This is a genomic window from Humidesulfovibrio sp. (assembly GCF_035560995.1).
In the GTDB taxonomy this organism is placed as follows: domain Bacteria; phylum Desulfobacterota; class Desulfovibrionia; order Desulfovibrionales; family Desulfovibrionaceae; genus Humidesulfovibrio.
This window is the reverse complement of the sequence record NZ_DATMYK010000174.1, coordinates 1-15,470: the sequence shown is the minus strand read 5'-3', so window position 1 is coordinate 15,470 and position 15,470 is coordinate 1. Positions and strand designations below refer to the sequence as shown.

Genomic DNA, 15,470 nt, shown 5'->3' with positions numbered 1-15,470 from the left:
AGGCTTGGCCTCCGTTTTCGCTCCGGACTTTCCGGCCTCTAAGGCCTTAGGCGCGGCGCCGTTCGGCTTCGTCCCAGGCTTGGCCCCGGCCTTTCCGCCGGATTTTCCAGGAGCCTTCTTCTGCTCGGCGCGGCGGTCGGCGTCGGCCTCAAAGAGTCTGCGCTTTTTCTTCTCAAAGGTCATGACGCTCAACAGCGAGGCCAGACCGAGGGAAAACAGCGTCACCAGGAAGATGAGGCCTTTCTGGAAGGCCCACTTCTGCGCCAGAATGCCATCGATGATCCAGTTGCTGGCCATTTTGCTTGAATAGAAGAGCAGCACCGGAATGGTCAAGAGCGCGAGGGCCAGCCCCACCACCTCAAGCCAGACGAAGTTCTTGCCCAGGATCATGGCGAAGAGCGTGCTGTCGCGCACGATGCGCAACGAGACCAAGCGCTTGGACAGGGCGATGAGGTGTTCTTCAATCTCCGGCACGTGGCGGCGCGCGGTGCGGAAATTGTCCGCCTTACGCAAAGGCTGGGTCATGACCCAGTTGATACGCTTGACGCAGAAGTTGAAGTCGCGGTTGAAATCGCGCAGGAGCTTGGGGAAAGGGAACCACCCGGCCTCGTACTGCACCTCGCGCAGGCGCTGGGCATAGGTGCTCACGCGTTCCTTGATGCGCTTGATCTCCTCGTCGATCTGCTTCTCCATCTCCTGGGTGAAGCCGTCCATGCCGCGCCCGACTTCACGGTAGGGCACGTAGTTTTCGGTGTTGGCCAGGGCGTCCATGCGCTCCAGGTGGGCCTGCGCGGGCTTGCGGAAGGAATGGTCCTCCTCGAACCACTGCGGCAGTTCCTTCAAGAGAGCGCTGACCTTGAGGCCGATGGCCTTGGCCCGGGCCTGGGCGTCGCGCCAGGTGGCCCACAGGCCGGAGAGCACGTGCACGCGCCCCCGGTCGTTCTCGGTATCGAGCAGGATGCGGTTGAAGAGCATGGGTTCGCGCGTCACAAGGTCGGCGAAGATGTCCAGAGACTGCCCGGTGAAGCCCATCTTCACCATGCACACGCCCTCGCGGTAGGTGGGCTCCAGCCACTTGGACGACCCCATGAGCACCTGCCGGTACAGCCCCAGGGCCTCGCGGTACTCCCCGGCGATCTCGCGCAGTCGGCCCTGCAAAAACAGCACGTAGCACTGCTGGATGTTGGTCTGGCCGATGCGCCCGGCCTCCTGCCAGTAGAACTGGGCCATGTGGTGGTCCTCGGACTCCAGCGCGATGAAGCCTTCCATGCAGGCGGCCTCGAAGCTGCGCCCGGCCTTGGCGCTCACGGCGCGCACGGAGTCCTTGGCCTTTTCCAGGTCGCCGTTCAGGAGCGCGGCATAGGCGTCGGCCAGGGGCCAGGGCTCTTCCGGGTTCAACTGCTCCGGCTCCACGGGCCATTCACGATTCTTGACGCGCTGCACGATGGGCAGCATGCCCAGCTGGTACGGCGCGCCGATGGCGAACATGGCCCGCACCAGGGCCGACTCCACGCCCTCGCCCTTCAGCCAGCTGGCCGCCTGGGCGGTGAACTTGGCCGGGTCCGTGCCCTCATCAAGCTTCTTCATGGCCTCGGCCATGTCCGGGAGGTTCATCTGCGCCAGCTCGTCCCACACGGAAGAGCGGAACGCAGGCAGCACCCTGCTGGGGCATTTGGCCGCCGCGTGGTTTTTGAGGCCGCAGTAGAAGCACTCCTTCCCGGCGCCAGCCAGCCAGCGGCGCGGCAGAGGCATCTCCATGCTGCCCTGGCCGCCCTGTCCCTCGGCCTGGCGCATGCTCACATTGCACCAGGAATCCAGCGACTCCTGCTCGCCGCCGTAGCTCACCTCGTTGACCTTGAAGCCGTCGTACAGGGCGTAGCCGTCGCGGTAGCGCATGTGCAAAAAATCAGGAGTCAAACGGTTCCAATCGAGCCCGATGCGGTGCGGCAGATCCATGGAAAAGCTCATGCCGCGCTGCTCCGCGATGGCGAAGACGCAGGGCCAGTAGGCCCGTTGCGTGGCCTTCAGCTCCGCCAGCAGGGTGGACATCTCCACGCAGTACTGGCGCATCTGGCGGTGGTTCTCCAGGGGGAAGATGACGAAGCCCTGGGCGTCGTCGGCCAGATACTTGATGCCCAGGCGCTGGAACACGCCCTGGACCTCGGAATAGAAGGCGCGCCACCCGGCGATGGCCTCGCGCTCGCCCAGCCTGCCCAGGGGCCGGATGATGCCGTACCAGTTGGCGGGCGAGGTGTAGTCCAGGCCCTGGTCGGCCTGCAGGGGAGCCCAACCCACGTTGGCCAGGCCCTGCATGGACACGGGCGTGCCCATGCTCAGGCCGTTGATGGTCTTGAGGCCTTCCTGCACCTTGGGGTGCAGCAGGGCCTCCAGATCCTCGGACACGCCCGCCTGCTGGCGGGCCAGTTCCTTGGGCACGGAAACGGAAAGGCTCATGTCGTAGCCGACCAGCGCGGTGATGGGGAAGACCTGGCAGAAAAGCGGCAGGGGGTTCAGCTTGGCCCAGATGTGCAGCTTGGCCAGCGCGCGGAAGACCTCCGGGTTGAACGACACCCAGAAGCTCTGGCAGGGGTCCTCCACCAGCTGCACCAGACCGTGGTCGCGCAGGGTGTGGCCCACGGCGTTGTTGAACGAGCCGGACCACACCAGCCACAAACCGTAGCCGGAGCTGATGAGCCGCGCCTGGGAGACGCTTTGCAGTCTTTCCAACAAGGTCGAAAGCGTGTACATTTCCTCTCCAGGTCAACCCCTACCGGAGGTCTCTAATGGACATAAGCCAGGCGATCGCAGAACTCAAGAAGCAGCCGGGCTTCACGGATAACGTCGGCATGATCCTCGTGCACAACGGCGTGGTGCGCGGATGGTCCAGAAAGGACCGGTCCAACATCACCGCCATCGAGATCACCCCGGACCAGGAAAAGATCAAAGCCATCTGCGCGGAGATCGAACAGCGCCCCGGAATCTTCCGGGCCATGGCCCACGCCAACGGCGGCCGCATGCAGCCCGGCGACGACGTGCTCTTCCTCATCGTGGCCGGAGACATCCGCGAGAACGTCAAGCCAGCCCTGGCCGACCTGCTCGACCGCATCAAGAGCGAAGCCGTGGCCAAGCGTGAAATCTTTGAATAGTCCGCGCCGTCCACGTCCGTCTCATCGGCACTCCGCCCTGGAAGCATAAGGCTTGCGCGCATGGTAGTGGTCCAGGTCGTCAACGTCCGCTGGTTCAACGCCACCGTGTGGTACGGCCTGTACCTCGCCCGGCTGATGCAGGACGCCGGGCATACCGTGATCGTCATCACCCAGGCAGGAACCGACAGCCACAAAAAAGCTCTGGAATGGGGGCTCGACGCACGCCCCCTGGACCTGAACACGGCCAATCCCCTTCGCCTGGCCGTCACCCTCGGCAGGCTCGTCGCCCTGCTGCGCCAGCTCAGGCCGCAGATCGTCAACTGCCACCGGGGCGAGGGCTTCTTCCTTTGGGGTCTTTTGAAGCCTTTCTTCGGCTACCGGCTTGTGCGCACCAGGGGCGACCAGCGCCCGCCCAGGGCCGACGCCCTGAACCGCTTTCTGCACGCCAAGGTATGCGACGCGGTGGTCGTCACCAACTCGCACATGGCGAAGCACTTCCTCTCGGTCATGAAAACGCCGGAAGACAAGGTCTGGCTCATTCACGGCGGCGTGGACCGCGAGCGTTTCCGCTTCGACGCAGCCGGACGCGAGCGCGTGCGCGCGGAGTTCCGCTACGGCGAGCGCGAGACGGTCATCGCCCTGGTGGGCCGCTTCGACCGCGTGAAGGGCCAGCGAGAGACCCTGGAGGCCGTGGCCCGGCTGGTGTACAAGCAGAGCTACCGCCGGGTACGGCTCATGCTGCTTGGCTTCGGCAGCGCCACGGGCGAGGACGAGGTGCGCGGCTGGATCAAGGAGCTGAAGCTGGAGCGCTTCGTGGCCATCACCGGCCGGCGCGACGACATCGCCGCCTGCCTCTCCGCCGCGGACATCGGCATCGTGGCCTCCCTCTGGTCGGAGACCATCGCCCGCGCGGCGCTGGAGATCATGGCCTGTGGCAGGCCGCTCCTCTCCTCAAACGTCGGCGTCATGCCCGACCTTCTGCCCCCGGAAGCCCTGTTCCCCCCCGGCGACGTGGACGCCATGACCAAGCTGCTCACCCGCGCCATCGACGACGCGGCCTACCGCAAGGAAAACCTCAAGGCCTGCGACCTGACCCTGTCGCAGCTTTCCGGGCGCGACTTCCTGCAGCGCACCCTGACCCTGTACGAAGGCTTCTTCGACTAGCTACGGTGTGGCGCGAAAGCGCTACCAGCCGTTTTCGGAGGCCGGAGCGTCGTCGCCGCGCAAACGGTCGGCCACGGCCATGATGGTGCGCGTATAGGGATGGGAGTGGTTGTAGCGGTACAGCACGGCCATCTGCCCCTCGCGCGTCAGGCCGCTGCGCCAGCCGTTGGCCGAGAGGAAACGCGCCGTGCTCAGCACCGCGTCCGTGGGGCTGAAAAGATCCACCTTGCCGTCGCCGTCCAGATCGGCCCCGTAACGCACCGCGTTTGAGGGCATGAACTGGCATATGCCGATGGCTCCATACACCGAACCAGGGATGCTGGCCGGATCGTAGCCCGCGTTCTTGGCGTAGACCAGCAGGGCCTTGAGCTCCTTGTAGGCCCAGGCCGCCTTCTGGGCCGTGCGCCAGCGCAGCCAGGCGGCCAGGTCCGGCGGCAGGTCGCGGTATTCTATGTGCGGCGCCACCAAAGAAAAATCGCCCGCAAGGGCCATGCTGGCCAGGGTGGCCAGGGCGCTCTTGCTGCCCACGTTGCGGCCCAGCTTGGTCTCCACCAGAAGCAGCGCGGTGAGGATCTCCTCCGGCACGCCGTAGCGCTTCTTCGCCTCGCGCAGGGCCGCGCGCTGTGTGTCCAGAAAGCCGTGCGCCTGCATGATGAGAAAGGGATTCAGGTAGCTGACGTACAGTTCCGGGGCCTCCGGCTTGGGCTTGCCCGCGGAGAGCTTGACCTCAAGCAAGGCATTCATCTTGCGCGCCATGACCAACGGATCGAAGCGCACCTCCGGCCGGGAGAACAGGACGTTCAGCTTGGCAGGTTCAAAGCCGTCCTCCGCCAGGCGGCGGGTCAGCGGGTCCCACACGCCCTGAGCCTGGGCCAGGGCGGGCAAAAGCAGCAGCACAAACAGAAGCGCGGCCCCGAAAGGCCGCGCCGTAAGAACCCGCCTTCGCGGCGTGCGGGCCGCGCGGCTGGTCGAAGCACATGCAAGGCTTCGCTCACAGGCGATCCATGGGCACAAAGCCCACCTCCTCCTCGAAGTCCTCATTCATCTGGGCCGCAAAATCCTGCAGACGATACTTGACGCCGCACGCCGTGCAACGCAGCGAAACGTCGCGTCAGGCGCGGCTCAGGTACAGGCCGCCCCCGCAGGCCGGGCACTTGAGGCCGCCAAGGGCGCGCGCCTCCGGCCGTTTGCGCATGGGGGACAAAAAACTCATTCGGGCGCTCCTAGCGGATCTCCAAGGGCGGATTCTTCTCGCCCATGGCGATGTACAGGTTGGACAGCGCGGTCTGGTAGTCGGACAGGGCCTGGGACAGGGAGGCCTCGCTGTTGCTGACCGCAGCCTGGGCGGTCAGAAGGTCCGTATTGGTGCCAACCTGGGCCTGATAGCGGGCGAGGGCCATGCGATAGCTCTCGCGGGCGGCGTCCACGGACTTGTGCGCCACGGCGATGCTATCGGCCGCAACGCGCTGGTTCAACAGATACTGCTTCACCTCAAAGCCCGCGTTCAGCTTCGTGTTCTCCAGGTCGGCGCGCATCTTGTTCACGTTCTCGCCGCCGCTCTTGTACTTGTTGTAGGTGCTGCCCCACTGGAAGAAGGTCCAGGAGGCGTTGGCGCCCACGGTCCAGTACTCCTTGGCGGAGTTCGAAAGATACTTGCTCTCGTTGACGGAGGGGCTGTCGCCCTTCTTGTAGTAGTTGTAGTCCGCGCTCACCTGCGGGTAGAAGGCGCTGCCCGCGATGGTCTGGTCCTTCTCGGCCATGCCCACGCTCTTGACTCCGATCTGGATGTCGGGCCGGGCCTTGTAGGCGCGGTCCAGGCACTCGGCCAAGGCCATGCTGAACGGCAGATAGCTCAACTCGCCCATGTAGGTCACCGGGGCTTCAAGGGGCAGGTTCAGCAACGAGTTCAACTTGGCGCGCGTGGTGTCGTGAGCGTTCTTCGCCGTGAGCAGCGCCTGTTCCGCGGTGGCCGCGTCCACTTCGGCCTGGAGCACGTCAAGCCGGGGCTTCAACCCCACCTCAAAGAAGGCGGTGGTGACTTTGAGCTGCGAGGCCATGCGCTCCACGGAATCCTGGGCGCTCTTCACGTCCAGCTTGGACTTGAGGTGGGCCAGGTAATTGGTCTGGATGGCGCCGATGAGGGCCAGCTCGGTCTGGGTAAGCTTGGCCTCGTTCTGCTCCTTGGCCAGCTTGGCCCTCTGGTAGGTGGAGAGCAGCTGGAAGCCGGTGAACACGGGCTGGTGCAGGTTCAGCTGGGCGGACCAGAGGGTCTGGTCGCTGGTGTTGTAGCCGCCGCTCTTAGGTTGCTTATCGTAGCTCAGCACTCCGTAGGAAGCAGTGGCCGCGGGCAAGAAATTCGCCATGGCCGTATTCACGTCGTATTCGCTGCCCAGAAGCTGCGCCCGGGCCGAAACCATGGTGGGATTGTTGGCCAAGCCATATTCCACAGCCTGCCGCAGATCGAAGCTGCTGGGCATGGCCTGCGCCTTGCCCTGCTGCGCGGTCATGCCCGCAACCGGAGCGGGAGCCGCGGCCGGAGCCTGCGTTTGCGCCAGGGCCGGGGCCGAAAGGCACAGAACCAGGGCCATTGCGGGAACCATGCGGAGGGCTTTTTTGCGTGTCATGTCATGTCCTCGTGCTGCTCGTTTGGGCGCGGCGTTCCGCACCTGACATATCGGCAACTTCAAACAAATGTTTATACAGGACGCCCCAGCGGGTTGCAAGGGCCAATAGCCAACGTTTCCCGGCGCGCACGCTCAGTCTGCGCCGCACTCCGAAGGGTCTCCCTGAAGCTTCTCGATGGTGTGGGCCACGGCCGGAAGCACCGCGCCCAGACACTCGCGCACGGCCTTGGGGCTGCCGGGCAGATTCACCACCACGGCCCCGCCCAGGGTGCCGCACACCGCGCGCGACACGGCCCCGCGCGGCGTCTTGGCCAGGCTGGCCAGGGTCATGGCCCGCTCGAAGCCGGGCAGGCGCTTCTCTATGACGCGCAGTGTGGCCTCCGGGGTTACGTCGCGCGGGGCCACGCCCGTGCCGCCCGTGGTGCAGATGAAGTCGAAGCCGTCCACGAGCGCAAGCTGCGCCAAGAGCGCCGCAAGCTGGCGCTCCTCGTCCGGCAGCACAAAGCCGCGCGCCAGGCTCAAGGGCATCTCCGCCCTGGTGAGTTCCTCGATGAGCGGGCCGGAAGCATCGGCGCGCAAACCGGCCGCGCCCTTGTCGCTCAAGGTGATCCAGGCCAGTGCAAAACCGTTGCGCGAAAGTGCAAGCTCGCGCACGTCGTCCGCACCCGAAGGCGCGGGCACCAGCGTCTCCAGCAGCCAGCACGGGGCGCTGGGCTGGTCCGCCACGCCCGCAATGCCCGGCCACCAGAAGCGGCCCAACACGCGGTGCTCCTCGCGCTCGCCGCGCAGCAGGTGCCCGGCCTTGAGAGGCGGCAGCTTCTCAGCGTGGGCGTGGGGCATATCGGCAGGAAGTGCAGGCACCGGCCCTGCGAACAGCAGAAATTTCTGCCCGGCGGTTGCGCCGCCAAGTCCTCCGCAGCGGCCGAAGCGCAGGGAGACGCTCTGTTTGGTGTCGCTCATGGAACCTCCGGAAGATTACGCCAGCAGCACGGCGATGATGCCTGCGAGAAATATGCCGTCAAAGGTGCCCGCCCCGCCGATGGACAGAAGCGGTGCATCGAGCACGGCCAGGGTGCGGCGGTTCAGCAGGTGGGCGATGTCCGCGCCGATGAGCGTGCCCAGGGTTCCGGCCATGTACGCCGCGCGCGGGGCCAGGGATTCGTGCCCCGGCAGCTCCGGCGCGAGCAGAATGGCCGTCATGGCCGCAACCGCGGGCGGCAGAAGCACCGGCACCCCGATGCCGATGCCCGGCATGGGCCGCGCCAGCAGGTAGCACGCGAGCGACGGAATCAGCACGCACAAGGCCACCCAGGCCCCCAGCACGGCGCTGGCCTGCATTTGCCACAAGAACCAGGCCGAGAGCAGGCAGGGCACGATGCAGCCGCCCACGTTCACGGCTATGGTCTGCTCCGAAAGCAGCAGCCCGTCATCCTGCGCCGGGCCGAAAGGATTCTGGCCGAAGCGCATGCGCCCGAACTGGCCGGAGAAGCCGAACAGGCGGCTGGCCGGGGCGGCCTCGCCGCGCACAAGGCGCGTGGTGCGGTACAGGGGAATGTTCCAGCGGCTGCCCACAAGGGTGAGCAGGAACACGGCCAGGCCCTGCGCTCCGGTGAGTCCCAGCTTGCCGAAGGCCGTGGCCACGAGGCTTACCGGCAGGGCTATGAACAGCCCAAGCAGCAGGACGATCACAAGGACGAGCAGAAAAAACGGCGGTCCGGCCTGGAAGATCATGCGGGCTCCTTTTGCGGGGTCCTTTTGCACGGTCCGGGACAATTCGAATCAAAGCCCGCGCCCGGCCGAGTGTTGCCAGGGGCGGGCCAAACAGGCTATCTACCCCTCCAGACTAGCAACCCCGGCCTGCGATGTAAACCGCGCGGGCCACTCAACCATTGCGGAGCGAACATGAAGGGCATCATCCTGGCTGGCGGTTCGGGCACGCGGCTGCATCCCCTCACCCGCGTCATCAGCAAGCAGCTCTTGCCGGTGTACGACAAGCCCATGATCTACTACCCGCTGTCCACGCTCATGCTCGCCGGCATCCGCGACATCCTGATCATCTCCACCCCGGCCGATCTGCCCCGCTTCGCCGACATGCTGGGCGACGGGTCGAACCTGGGCCTCAACTTCAGCTACGTGGCGCAGCCAAGCCCCGACGGCCTGGCCCAGGCCTTTATCCTGGGCGCGGATTTCATCGGGCGCGACCCCGTGAGCCTGGTGCTGGGCGACAACATCTTCTTCGCGCAGGGGCTTTCCGGCGTGTTGCAGCGCAGCGCGAAGCTCACCAAGGGCGGCACCATCTTCGCCTATCAGGTGCGCGACCCGGAACGCTTCGGCGTGGTGGAGTTCGACGAGGACCAGAAGGTCATGAGCATAGAGGAGAAGCCGCGCGTGCCCAAGTCGCGCTATGCGGTGACGGGCCTGTATTTCTACGACAACGACGTGGTGGACATCGCGCGCGGCTTGAAGCCCTCGGCCCGGGGCGAGCTTGAGATCACCGACGTGAACAACGCTTACCTGAAGCGCGGCGACCTCTCCGTTGAGCTGTGCGGCCGCGGCTGGGCCTGGCTGGACATGGGCACGCACGAATCGCTTTTGCGCGCGGCCAACTTCGTACGCATGGTGCAGGAGAACCAGAGCCTGCGCATCGCCTGCGTGGAGGAAATCGCCTACCGCATGGGGTACATCGACGCCGCGCAGCTGGAAAAGCTGGCGTGCGAGATGCTGAAGAACGATTATGGGCAGTATTTGATGGAAGTTTTGAGGGGATGAGAGATTTACATGCAAAGGAAAATCCGCTGTCCGAAGCTTTACTCTTCATCAGCCGACTTGACCAAAATACGCGTCTTTCGTCTAAACACCATATGAACATGGGATCCCACATGTGTCTTGCAGCTGACAAAGAGCAACACGCAGAATCCAGCAACGACAAGAACATGGGGCCAAATAATAATCAGATGATCGGCATAATAGGATAGTAGCCCACACGACTTTACAAGCAAAAAAACCCAAAAAATAAAAACAGAAAAACTAATCAGTTGGTTAATCTTCGAAACAGAGAACTCACCTGGCCCCAAAAAAAATAATGAGAGGCACTCAGCAACAGTTCGTGCAGGAGGTCTCTTCATCACGGTTTTATAAAGTGGACCGATAACGTCATCTTCAAGCATATCAACATGATTTTCCCAATTTTCCTGCCACTGCTTGCTGCCTTTATTTGCTAAAAACCATCCCCATGACAAAATCACCCCCAGACCAGAAAGAGCTACTAAGACATCTTGGCTCCCCGCTTGGTTATCCTTTGCAGACAGCGTTGAGAATCCAACAAATGTGGTAACCATGAACGCCCAGTAATAAGTCGCCCGCTTCCAGTATAAGTCGATTTCGAATTTTCTTATATCCAATGCGTACTTCAATGCTCGCGCTTTCTTGCAATCCTTCCCTCTTGTAAATGACTCATCATAATCACAAGAAGATAGCTGCTTACTGCGACTTGCACGCCTTCTGATGCCTTGTATACATTTCATATCGTTACCCCACCAGCCTCCGCGCCAAATCCAGCGCCGCGACAAAGCTCGTCAATTTGGCCTTGCCCGTGCCCACCAGATCGTAGCCCGTGCCGTGGTCCGGCGAGGTGCGGATGATCGGCAGGCCGAGGGTCACGTTCACTGCCTCGCCGAAGTGCAAGAGCTTCAGCGGCGCAAGGCCCTGGTCGTGGTACATGGCCACCACGGCGGCATAGCGCCCGCGCGCGGCGAAATGGAACAGCGTGTCCGCCGGAATCGGGCCCTCCACGTTCAGCCCCGCCGCTTTGGCCTCGGCCACGGCAGGCCCCACCACCTCCACGTCCTCGCGCCCGATGCGCCCGCTCTCCCCGGCGTGCGGATTCAGCCCGCACACGCCAATGGGACCGCTTAAGCCAAGGCGCGCCGCGAAATCCGCAGTGTGCTTCAGCGCGCGCAGTATCGCCTCGCGCGTGACGAGGCGCGGCACGTCGGCAAGCGGCGGATGCGTGGTGACGAGGCTCACGCGCAGCACCATACCCAGTGTCGGGAGCGGCTTCTCGCCCGGCTTGGGCGGCAGCGGCATGGGGCCGCACAAATGCATGGTGACGTTCTTCGCGCCCACGCCCAGGCCCTCGGCCAGAAATTCCGTATGTCCGGGAAAGGCGAACCCGGCCTCCTGCAAGCAGGCCTTGTTCAGCGGGCAGGTGACAAGCCCCTGGATGACGCCGACCTTGGCCAGGCGCACGGCCAGCTCCAGGCTGCGCCCGGCGGCCAGGCCGCCCGAAACCGCCGCCTCGCCCGGAGGATAATCCAGCCCGGCAAGGCCCTTGGGCTCCACAAAATACGCGCCCGGCCCGCGCTGGGCCAGCTGCTCGGCCATGCCCGCGTTTGCGTCCAGCACTTCGAAAAAGCGCGGGCGGCCTTCCAGCGCGCGCACCAGCGGGGCCAGCGGTCCGATGAGCAGCAACTGTTCGCCACGCTGCTCGTAGCGCTGGGGCGCATCGGCCAGGGCGCGCACGGCCAGCTCCGGCCCCAGGCCGCAGGGGTCGCCAAGGGTCACGGCCAGCGTGTGCGAGGTTGCCGACGAAGAAGAGGGAGAGGTCATTGGCCTTCCTCCCCGCGCGAGAAAGCAAGCGCCGCAAGGGGCGGCAAAGTCAGGGTCAGGAAGCTGTCGCCGCCGTGGTTCACGGCCTCCTGCCCGCCGCCGTTGCCCACGTTGGAGCCGCCGTAAATCTCGGCGTCGCTGTTCAGCACCTCGCGCCACCAGCCCGGGCCAGGGCAGCGCACGCCATAGCCGTGGCGCACCACGGGCGTGAAGTTGAGCACCCACAGCACCGGCTCGCGTCCGGGAGCCTTGCGCACAAAGCTGACCACCGAGTTGTTCCAATCGCGGAAGTCCATCCACTGGAAGCCGTCCCAGTTGGTGTCGGCCTCATGCATGGCCGGGCGGCTTTTCAGCAGGTGGTTCAAGTCGCCCACCAAACGCGCAACGCCGGTGTGCGTGGGGAAGCAGTGCAGAATCCAGTCCAGCTCCTTCTTGCAGTTCCACTCGTCCCACTGGCCGAACTCGCAGCCCATGAACAAGAGCTTCTTGCCAGGATGCGCCCACTGGTAGGAAAGCAACAGGCGCAGGTTGGCGAACTGCTGCCACTGGTCGCCGGGCATTTTGGAAAGCAGCGCGCCCTTGCCGTGCACCACTTCATCATGGGAGAGCGGCAGCACGAAATTCTCGCTGAAGGCGTAAAGCATGGAGAAAGTCAGACTGTTGTGCTGCCACGCGCGGTACACGGGGTCCTGGTGGAAGTAGGCCAGGGTGTCGTTCATCCAGCCCATGTTCCACTTGAAGGTGAAACCGAGCCCGCCAGTGTACGTGGGACGCGAGACTCCCGGCCAGGCGGTGGATTCCTCGGCGATCATCAGCGCGCCGGGATAGTGCGAGTGCACGACGGTGTTCAGCTCCTTCAACAGCTCAATGGCTTCCAGATTCTCCCGCCCGCCGAAGACGTTGGGGATCCACTCCCCTTCCTTGCGCGAGTAGTCGAGGTAGAGCATGGAGGCCACGGCATCGATGCGGATGCCGTCGATGTGGAATTCCTTGAACCAGTACAGCGCGTTGGCCAGCAGGAAGTTTTTCACCTCGTGGCGGCCGTAGTTGAAGATGTACGTGCCCCAGTCCGGGTGCTCGCCCTTGCGCGGGTCCTCGTGCTCAAACAGCGCGGTGCCGTCGAAGCGGCCCAGGCACCAGTCGTCCTTGGGGAAGTGCCCCGGCACCCAGTCCAGGATGACCCCGACGCCCTCCTGGTGGCAGCGGTCGATGAAGTATCGCAGGTCGTCCGGCTCGCCGAAGCGCGAGGTGGGCGCGAAGTAGTGGCTGGTCTGGTAGCCCCAGCTCTCGTCCAGCGGGTGCTCGGCCAGGGGCATGAACTCGATGTGCGTGAAGCCCAGCTCCTTCACGTAGGCGATGAGCTCGTCGGCCATCTGCCGGTAGGACAGGAAGCGGCCCTCGCGCATGCGCCACGAGCCCGCGTGGACCTCGTACACCGACTGCGGGCGAGAAAGCGGCGGGTCGAAGCGGGCGCGCTCCTCCAGCCAGGGCGCGTCGTTCCACTGGTAGCCGTCCAGCGGGCAGGTGCGCGCGGCGTTGCCCGGGCGCATCTCGGCGAAGAAGGCGAAGGGGTCGGTTTTGAAAATGGTGTGGCCGTGCTGGTCCTTCACGGCGAACTTGTACAGCTCGCCATGGGGCAGACCGGGCACGAAGCCCGCCCAGATGCCGGAGGAGCCCACGGGGTACAGCGGATGCGCCTTGCCCCACCAGTTGTTGAAGGGCCCCACAAGGCTGACCTTGCGGGCGTTGGGCGCCCAGACGGCGAAGCGGTAGCCCGTCTCGCCCTGCTGTTCGGCCGGGTGCGCGCCCAGGATGCGGTAGAGGTCCCAGTGCTCGCCCTTGCCGAAAAGATAGAGGTCAAACGGCTCGATGAACACCGGCTGGGTCAGCTGCTGGCTCATGCTGGGAACTCCTGGTTGAGGCGGACCCTCTGCGGCGGCAAGTCGGGGTCCGGCCTTCTAGGACCGTACTACCCTACTTGCCCGCCGCAGACAATCATTGCGAGGCGCGCCGGGGGCCTGTCACAGCCCCAGCAGACCGGCCAGCGGACCCCAGCCGCGCAGAAGCCCGGCCATGCGCTCGTAACCCGCGGCGTCCGGGTGGATGCCGTCGGCCTCAAGGGAGGCCATGTATGCGGGCTCGGCCGAGAGCGGCACGTGGAAGTCGAAGGCCGGGATGCCGAGTTCCGCGCTGATGGCGGCCAAGGCTTGACCGGTCTGGCGGATGTGCGCGGACCAGGCGGGCTCGAAGGCCGGAGGCGGCGCGATGTACAGGGTGCGGCCAAGGCCGGCGGCGGTGGTGAGGATCTCCCGCGAGACGCGCAGAGTTTCGTCCTCGGGCACGTCGAACTTGCCGTCGGCCGCGCCAAAGCTGAACACGAAGACCATGTCCTCGCCAGGTCTACGGCGGCGCTCGGTCTCTTCCCGCCAGCGGGCGGAGATGCGCAGGGACGAATCGCTGCGCACGCCCATGTTGCACACGGTGAGGGCGCGGCTGCGCGCCGGATCCTTGATGAAACTCTCACGGGCCAAGCGTCCCACCCAACCCAAGGCCAGTTCGTCGCCTATGCCCTGGGTGAGGGAATCGCCAATGAAGCAGATGACCATGAACGGAACTCCTAGTCGTTTTTCAGCCGGGCGGTGGCGCGCACAACGCGTATGGCCGCCACGGCGGTGATGCCAAGGAGCTTCTCCTCGTAGGGAAAAGAATCGCTCCCGGCGTATTTCTGCATGATGACGCCAAGGGCGGCCAGCTGCTCCTTGGGGTCCTCCACAATGCTCACCGTGCCGGAACCCAGCACGCAGTGGAACTTGTAGCCCCACTGGCAGGCGCGCTCGCCGGTCTTCATCTCCAGCTGCGTGGCGGCGGAGAAGGCAACCGGAGAGCCGGACGCGGCCGCGCGGCGCAGGGCCTCGATCTTGCGGCCCTTGCGGCCGGAATGCAGGTACAGCACGCCGTCCTTGAAGCCGAAGTTCACGGGCACACTGTACAGGCCGTCGTCATCGATGAGGGCCAAGGTGGCGTACTCGGCGCGATTCAAAACATCGGCCACGGCCTGGGGATCGTCGGTCACGTCTTTGCGCATGGGAACTCCGAAGGGTTGCGGGGCCGCCGTTCTGCAAGCGGTCCCTTTGGCTGGGCAGGTTGCCTGCGGCGCATGCCGAGGAAACCTACGCCCTTTGCAGCAGGGCTTCAAGACGACAATGGGCCGGAAAAATTGAGGCATCCGGGGATTGCCATGGCCGCGCCCTGTGCTTACCATGGCCGGGTATCGGTGCAGGTTTGCCAACAATCCCCCCGCGCACCCCAGGAGACGCCATGAAATCCGCCATACTGCTCTTCCTCGACCAGCCCCTGCCCGTGCTGAGCGGCCTTGCCCCGGGCGAAGCCCCGGATCCCCTGGCCCTTGCCCTTGTGCGCGACACCCTGCGCAACCTGGCCGACCTGGAGGCGGACGTGTTCGTATTCCTGACGCCGGAGCAGGACAAGGAGCAGGCCCGCGAGGTGCTGGGCAAGGGCGGCTTCAAGCTGGCCAACGCCCTGGGCCGCAACCTGCAGGTGCAGCAGCGCAACGCCTTCCGTCTGGTCTTTGCGCGCGGGTACGAGCGGGCCATGCTGCTGGCCAACGCCATGCCCGATCTGCCGGGCTTCGCCGTGCAGGAGGCGCTGAACTCCCTGGGCTGGAAATGCTGCTGCCTGGGCCCGGTTCCCGATGAAAACGGCGAGCCGGAGCAGATCTACGCCATGGGCTTCGACTTCGAGGGCTACACCACCGACGCCCTGGACATGGTGGACCGCGAGCGGCCCAAGCTGTTCAGCCGCCTGGAAACCCTGCTGCTGTTCTACGAACGCAAGGTCAAGGTGCTGGCGCCCTACTCGCCCGTGGCCAGCCTGGCCGACGCCAAGGCCCTGGCCGCACGCCTGTCTC

General features: G+C 64.9%; 15 protein-coding genes. 4 read left to right on the top strand and 11 right to left on the bottom strand.

The genetic code is table 11. The annotated features are described in order from the left end of the window. The coding region (locus VN419_RS06760) for a hypothetical protein (RefSeq protein WP_325645788.1) at positions 1-2,748 on the bottom strand (2,748 nt) is incomplete at its 3' end. Positions 2,749-2,783: 35 nt separating this feature from the next. Between VN419_RS06760 and VN419_RS06755 the strand changes: the two genes are divergently transcribed. Both VN419_RS06755 and VN419_RS06750 read left to right on the top strand, forming a co-directional pair. Next, positions 2,784-3,146 (top strand): molybdenum cofactor biosynthesis protein MoaE, encoded by a 363-nt coding sequence (locus VN419_RS06755; RefSeq protein WP_325645786.1) that lies wholly within the window; start codon positions 2,784-2,786, stop codon positions 3,144-3,146. A gap of 60 nt (positions 3,147-3,206) precedes the next feature. Beyond that, entirely contained in the window at positions 3,207-4,310 is a 1,104-nt protein-coding gene (locus VN419_RS06750) for a glycosyltransferase family 4 protein (RefSeq protein WP_325645784.1), read from the top strand. A 21-nt stretch (positions 4,311-4,331) separates the two neighbouring features. Here the strand turns inward: VN419_RS06750 and VN419_RS06745 are convergent, their stop codons facing one another. The 5 genes from VN419_RS06745 to VN419_RS06725 all read right to left on the bottom strand — a co-directional run bounded on the left by VN419_RS06745 (position 4,332) and on the right by VN419_RS06725 (position 8,665). Beyond that, positions 4,332-5,207 (bottom strand): lytic murein transglycosylase, encoded by an 876-nt coding sequence (locus VN419_RS06745; RefSeq protein ID WP_325645782.1) that lies wholly within the window; start codon positions 5,205-5,207, stop codon positions 4,332-4,334. 94 nt (positions 5,208-5,301) lie between these two features. Further along, a complete protein-coding gene (locus tag VN419_RS06740) occupies positions 5,302-5,523 on the bottom strand; it encodes a dual CXXC motif small (seleno)protein (RefSeq protein ID WP_325645780.1) in 222 nt (73 codons plus the stop codon). A 10-nt stretch (positions 5,524-5,533) separates the two neighbouring features. Continuing rightward, positions 5,534-6,934 carry a TolC family protein gene (locus VN419_RS06735; RefSeq protein WP_325645778.1) on the bottom strand — a complete coding sequence of 467 codons (1,401 nt, stop codon included), beginning with the start codon at positions 6,932-6,934 and terminating at the stop codon, positions 5,534-5,536. Positions 6,935-7,066: 132 nt separating this feature from the next. Next, entirely contained in the window at positions 7,067-7,894 is an 828-nt protein-coding gene (locus VN419_RS06730) for a MogA/MoaB family molybdenum cofactor biosynthesis protein (RefSeq protein WP_325645776.1), read from the bottom strand. Positions 7,895-7,909: 15 nt separating this feature from the next. Beyond that, complete coding sequence (locus VN419_RS06725; RefSeq protein WP_325645774.1) at positions 7,910-8,665, bottom strand: DUF1614 domain-containing protein; 756 nt, start codon at positions 8,663-8,665, stop codon at positions 7,910-7,912. Positions 8,666-8,836: 171 nt separating this feature from the next. Here VN419_RS06725 and rfbA point away from each other — a divergent pair, with 171 nt between their 5' ends. Continuing rightward, positions 8,837-9,703, top strand: a complete 867-nt coding sequence (rfbA, locus tag VN419_RS06720) for a glucose-1-phosphate thymidylyltransferase RfbA (RefSeq protein WP_325645772.1) — start codon at positions 8,837-8,839, stop codon at positions 9,701-9,703. Positions 9,704-9,741: 38 nt separating this feature from the next. On the opposite strand, the gene VN419_RS06715 is transcribed toward rfbA, so the two are convergent. From VN419_RS06715 to VN419_RS06695, 5 genes are all read right to left on the bottom strand, one after another. Next, the gene (locus VN419_RS06715; protein ID WP_325645770.1) at positions 9,742-10,458 is read right to left on the bottom strand and encodes a hypothetical protein; all 717 of its coding nucleotides are present in this window, start codon (positions 10,456-10,458) and stop codon (positions 9,742-9,744) included. A gap of 4 nt (positions 10,459-10,462) precedes the next feature. Next, complete coding sequence (gene pdxA / locus VN419_RS06710) at positions 10,463-11,542, bottom strand: 4-hydroxythreonine-4-phosphate dehydrogenase PdxA (RefSeq protein WP_325645768.1); 1,080 nt, start codon at positions 11,540-11,542, stop codon at positions 10,463-10,465. Further along, positions 11,539-13,443 carry a 1,4-alpha-glucan branching protein GlgB gene (glgB, locus tag VN419_RS06705; protein WP_325645765.1) on the bottom strand — a complete coding sequence of 635 codons (1,905 nt, stop codon included), beginning with the start codon at positions 13,441-13,443 and terminating at the stop codon, positions 11,539-11,541. Before glgB ends, pdxA begins: the two co-directional genes overlap by 4 nt. A 120-nt stretch (positions 13,444-13,563) precedes the next feature. Beyond that, entirely contained in the window at positions 13,564-14,148 is a 585-nt protein-coding gene (locus VN419_RS06700; RefSeq protein ID WP_325645763.1) for a GDSL-type esterase/lipase family protein, read from the bottom strand. A gap of 11 nt (positions 14,149-14,159) precedes the next feature. Next, complete coding sequence (locus VN419_RS06695) at positions 14,160-14,627, bottom strand: pyridoxamine 5'-phosphate oxidase family protein (RefSeq protein WP_325645761.1); 468 nt, start codon at positions 14,625-14,627, stop codon at positions 14,160-14,162. Between the two features lie 233 nt (positions 14,628-14,860). On the opposite strand from VN419_RS06695, the gene VN419_RS06690 reads away from it, so the two are divergent. Beyond that, the coding region (locus tag VN419_RS06690) for a DUF2064 domain-containing protein (RefSeq protein ID WP_325645759.1) at positions 14,861-15,470 on the top strand (610 nt) is incomplete at its 3' end.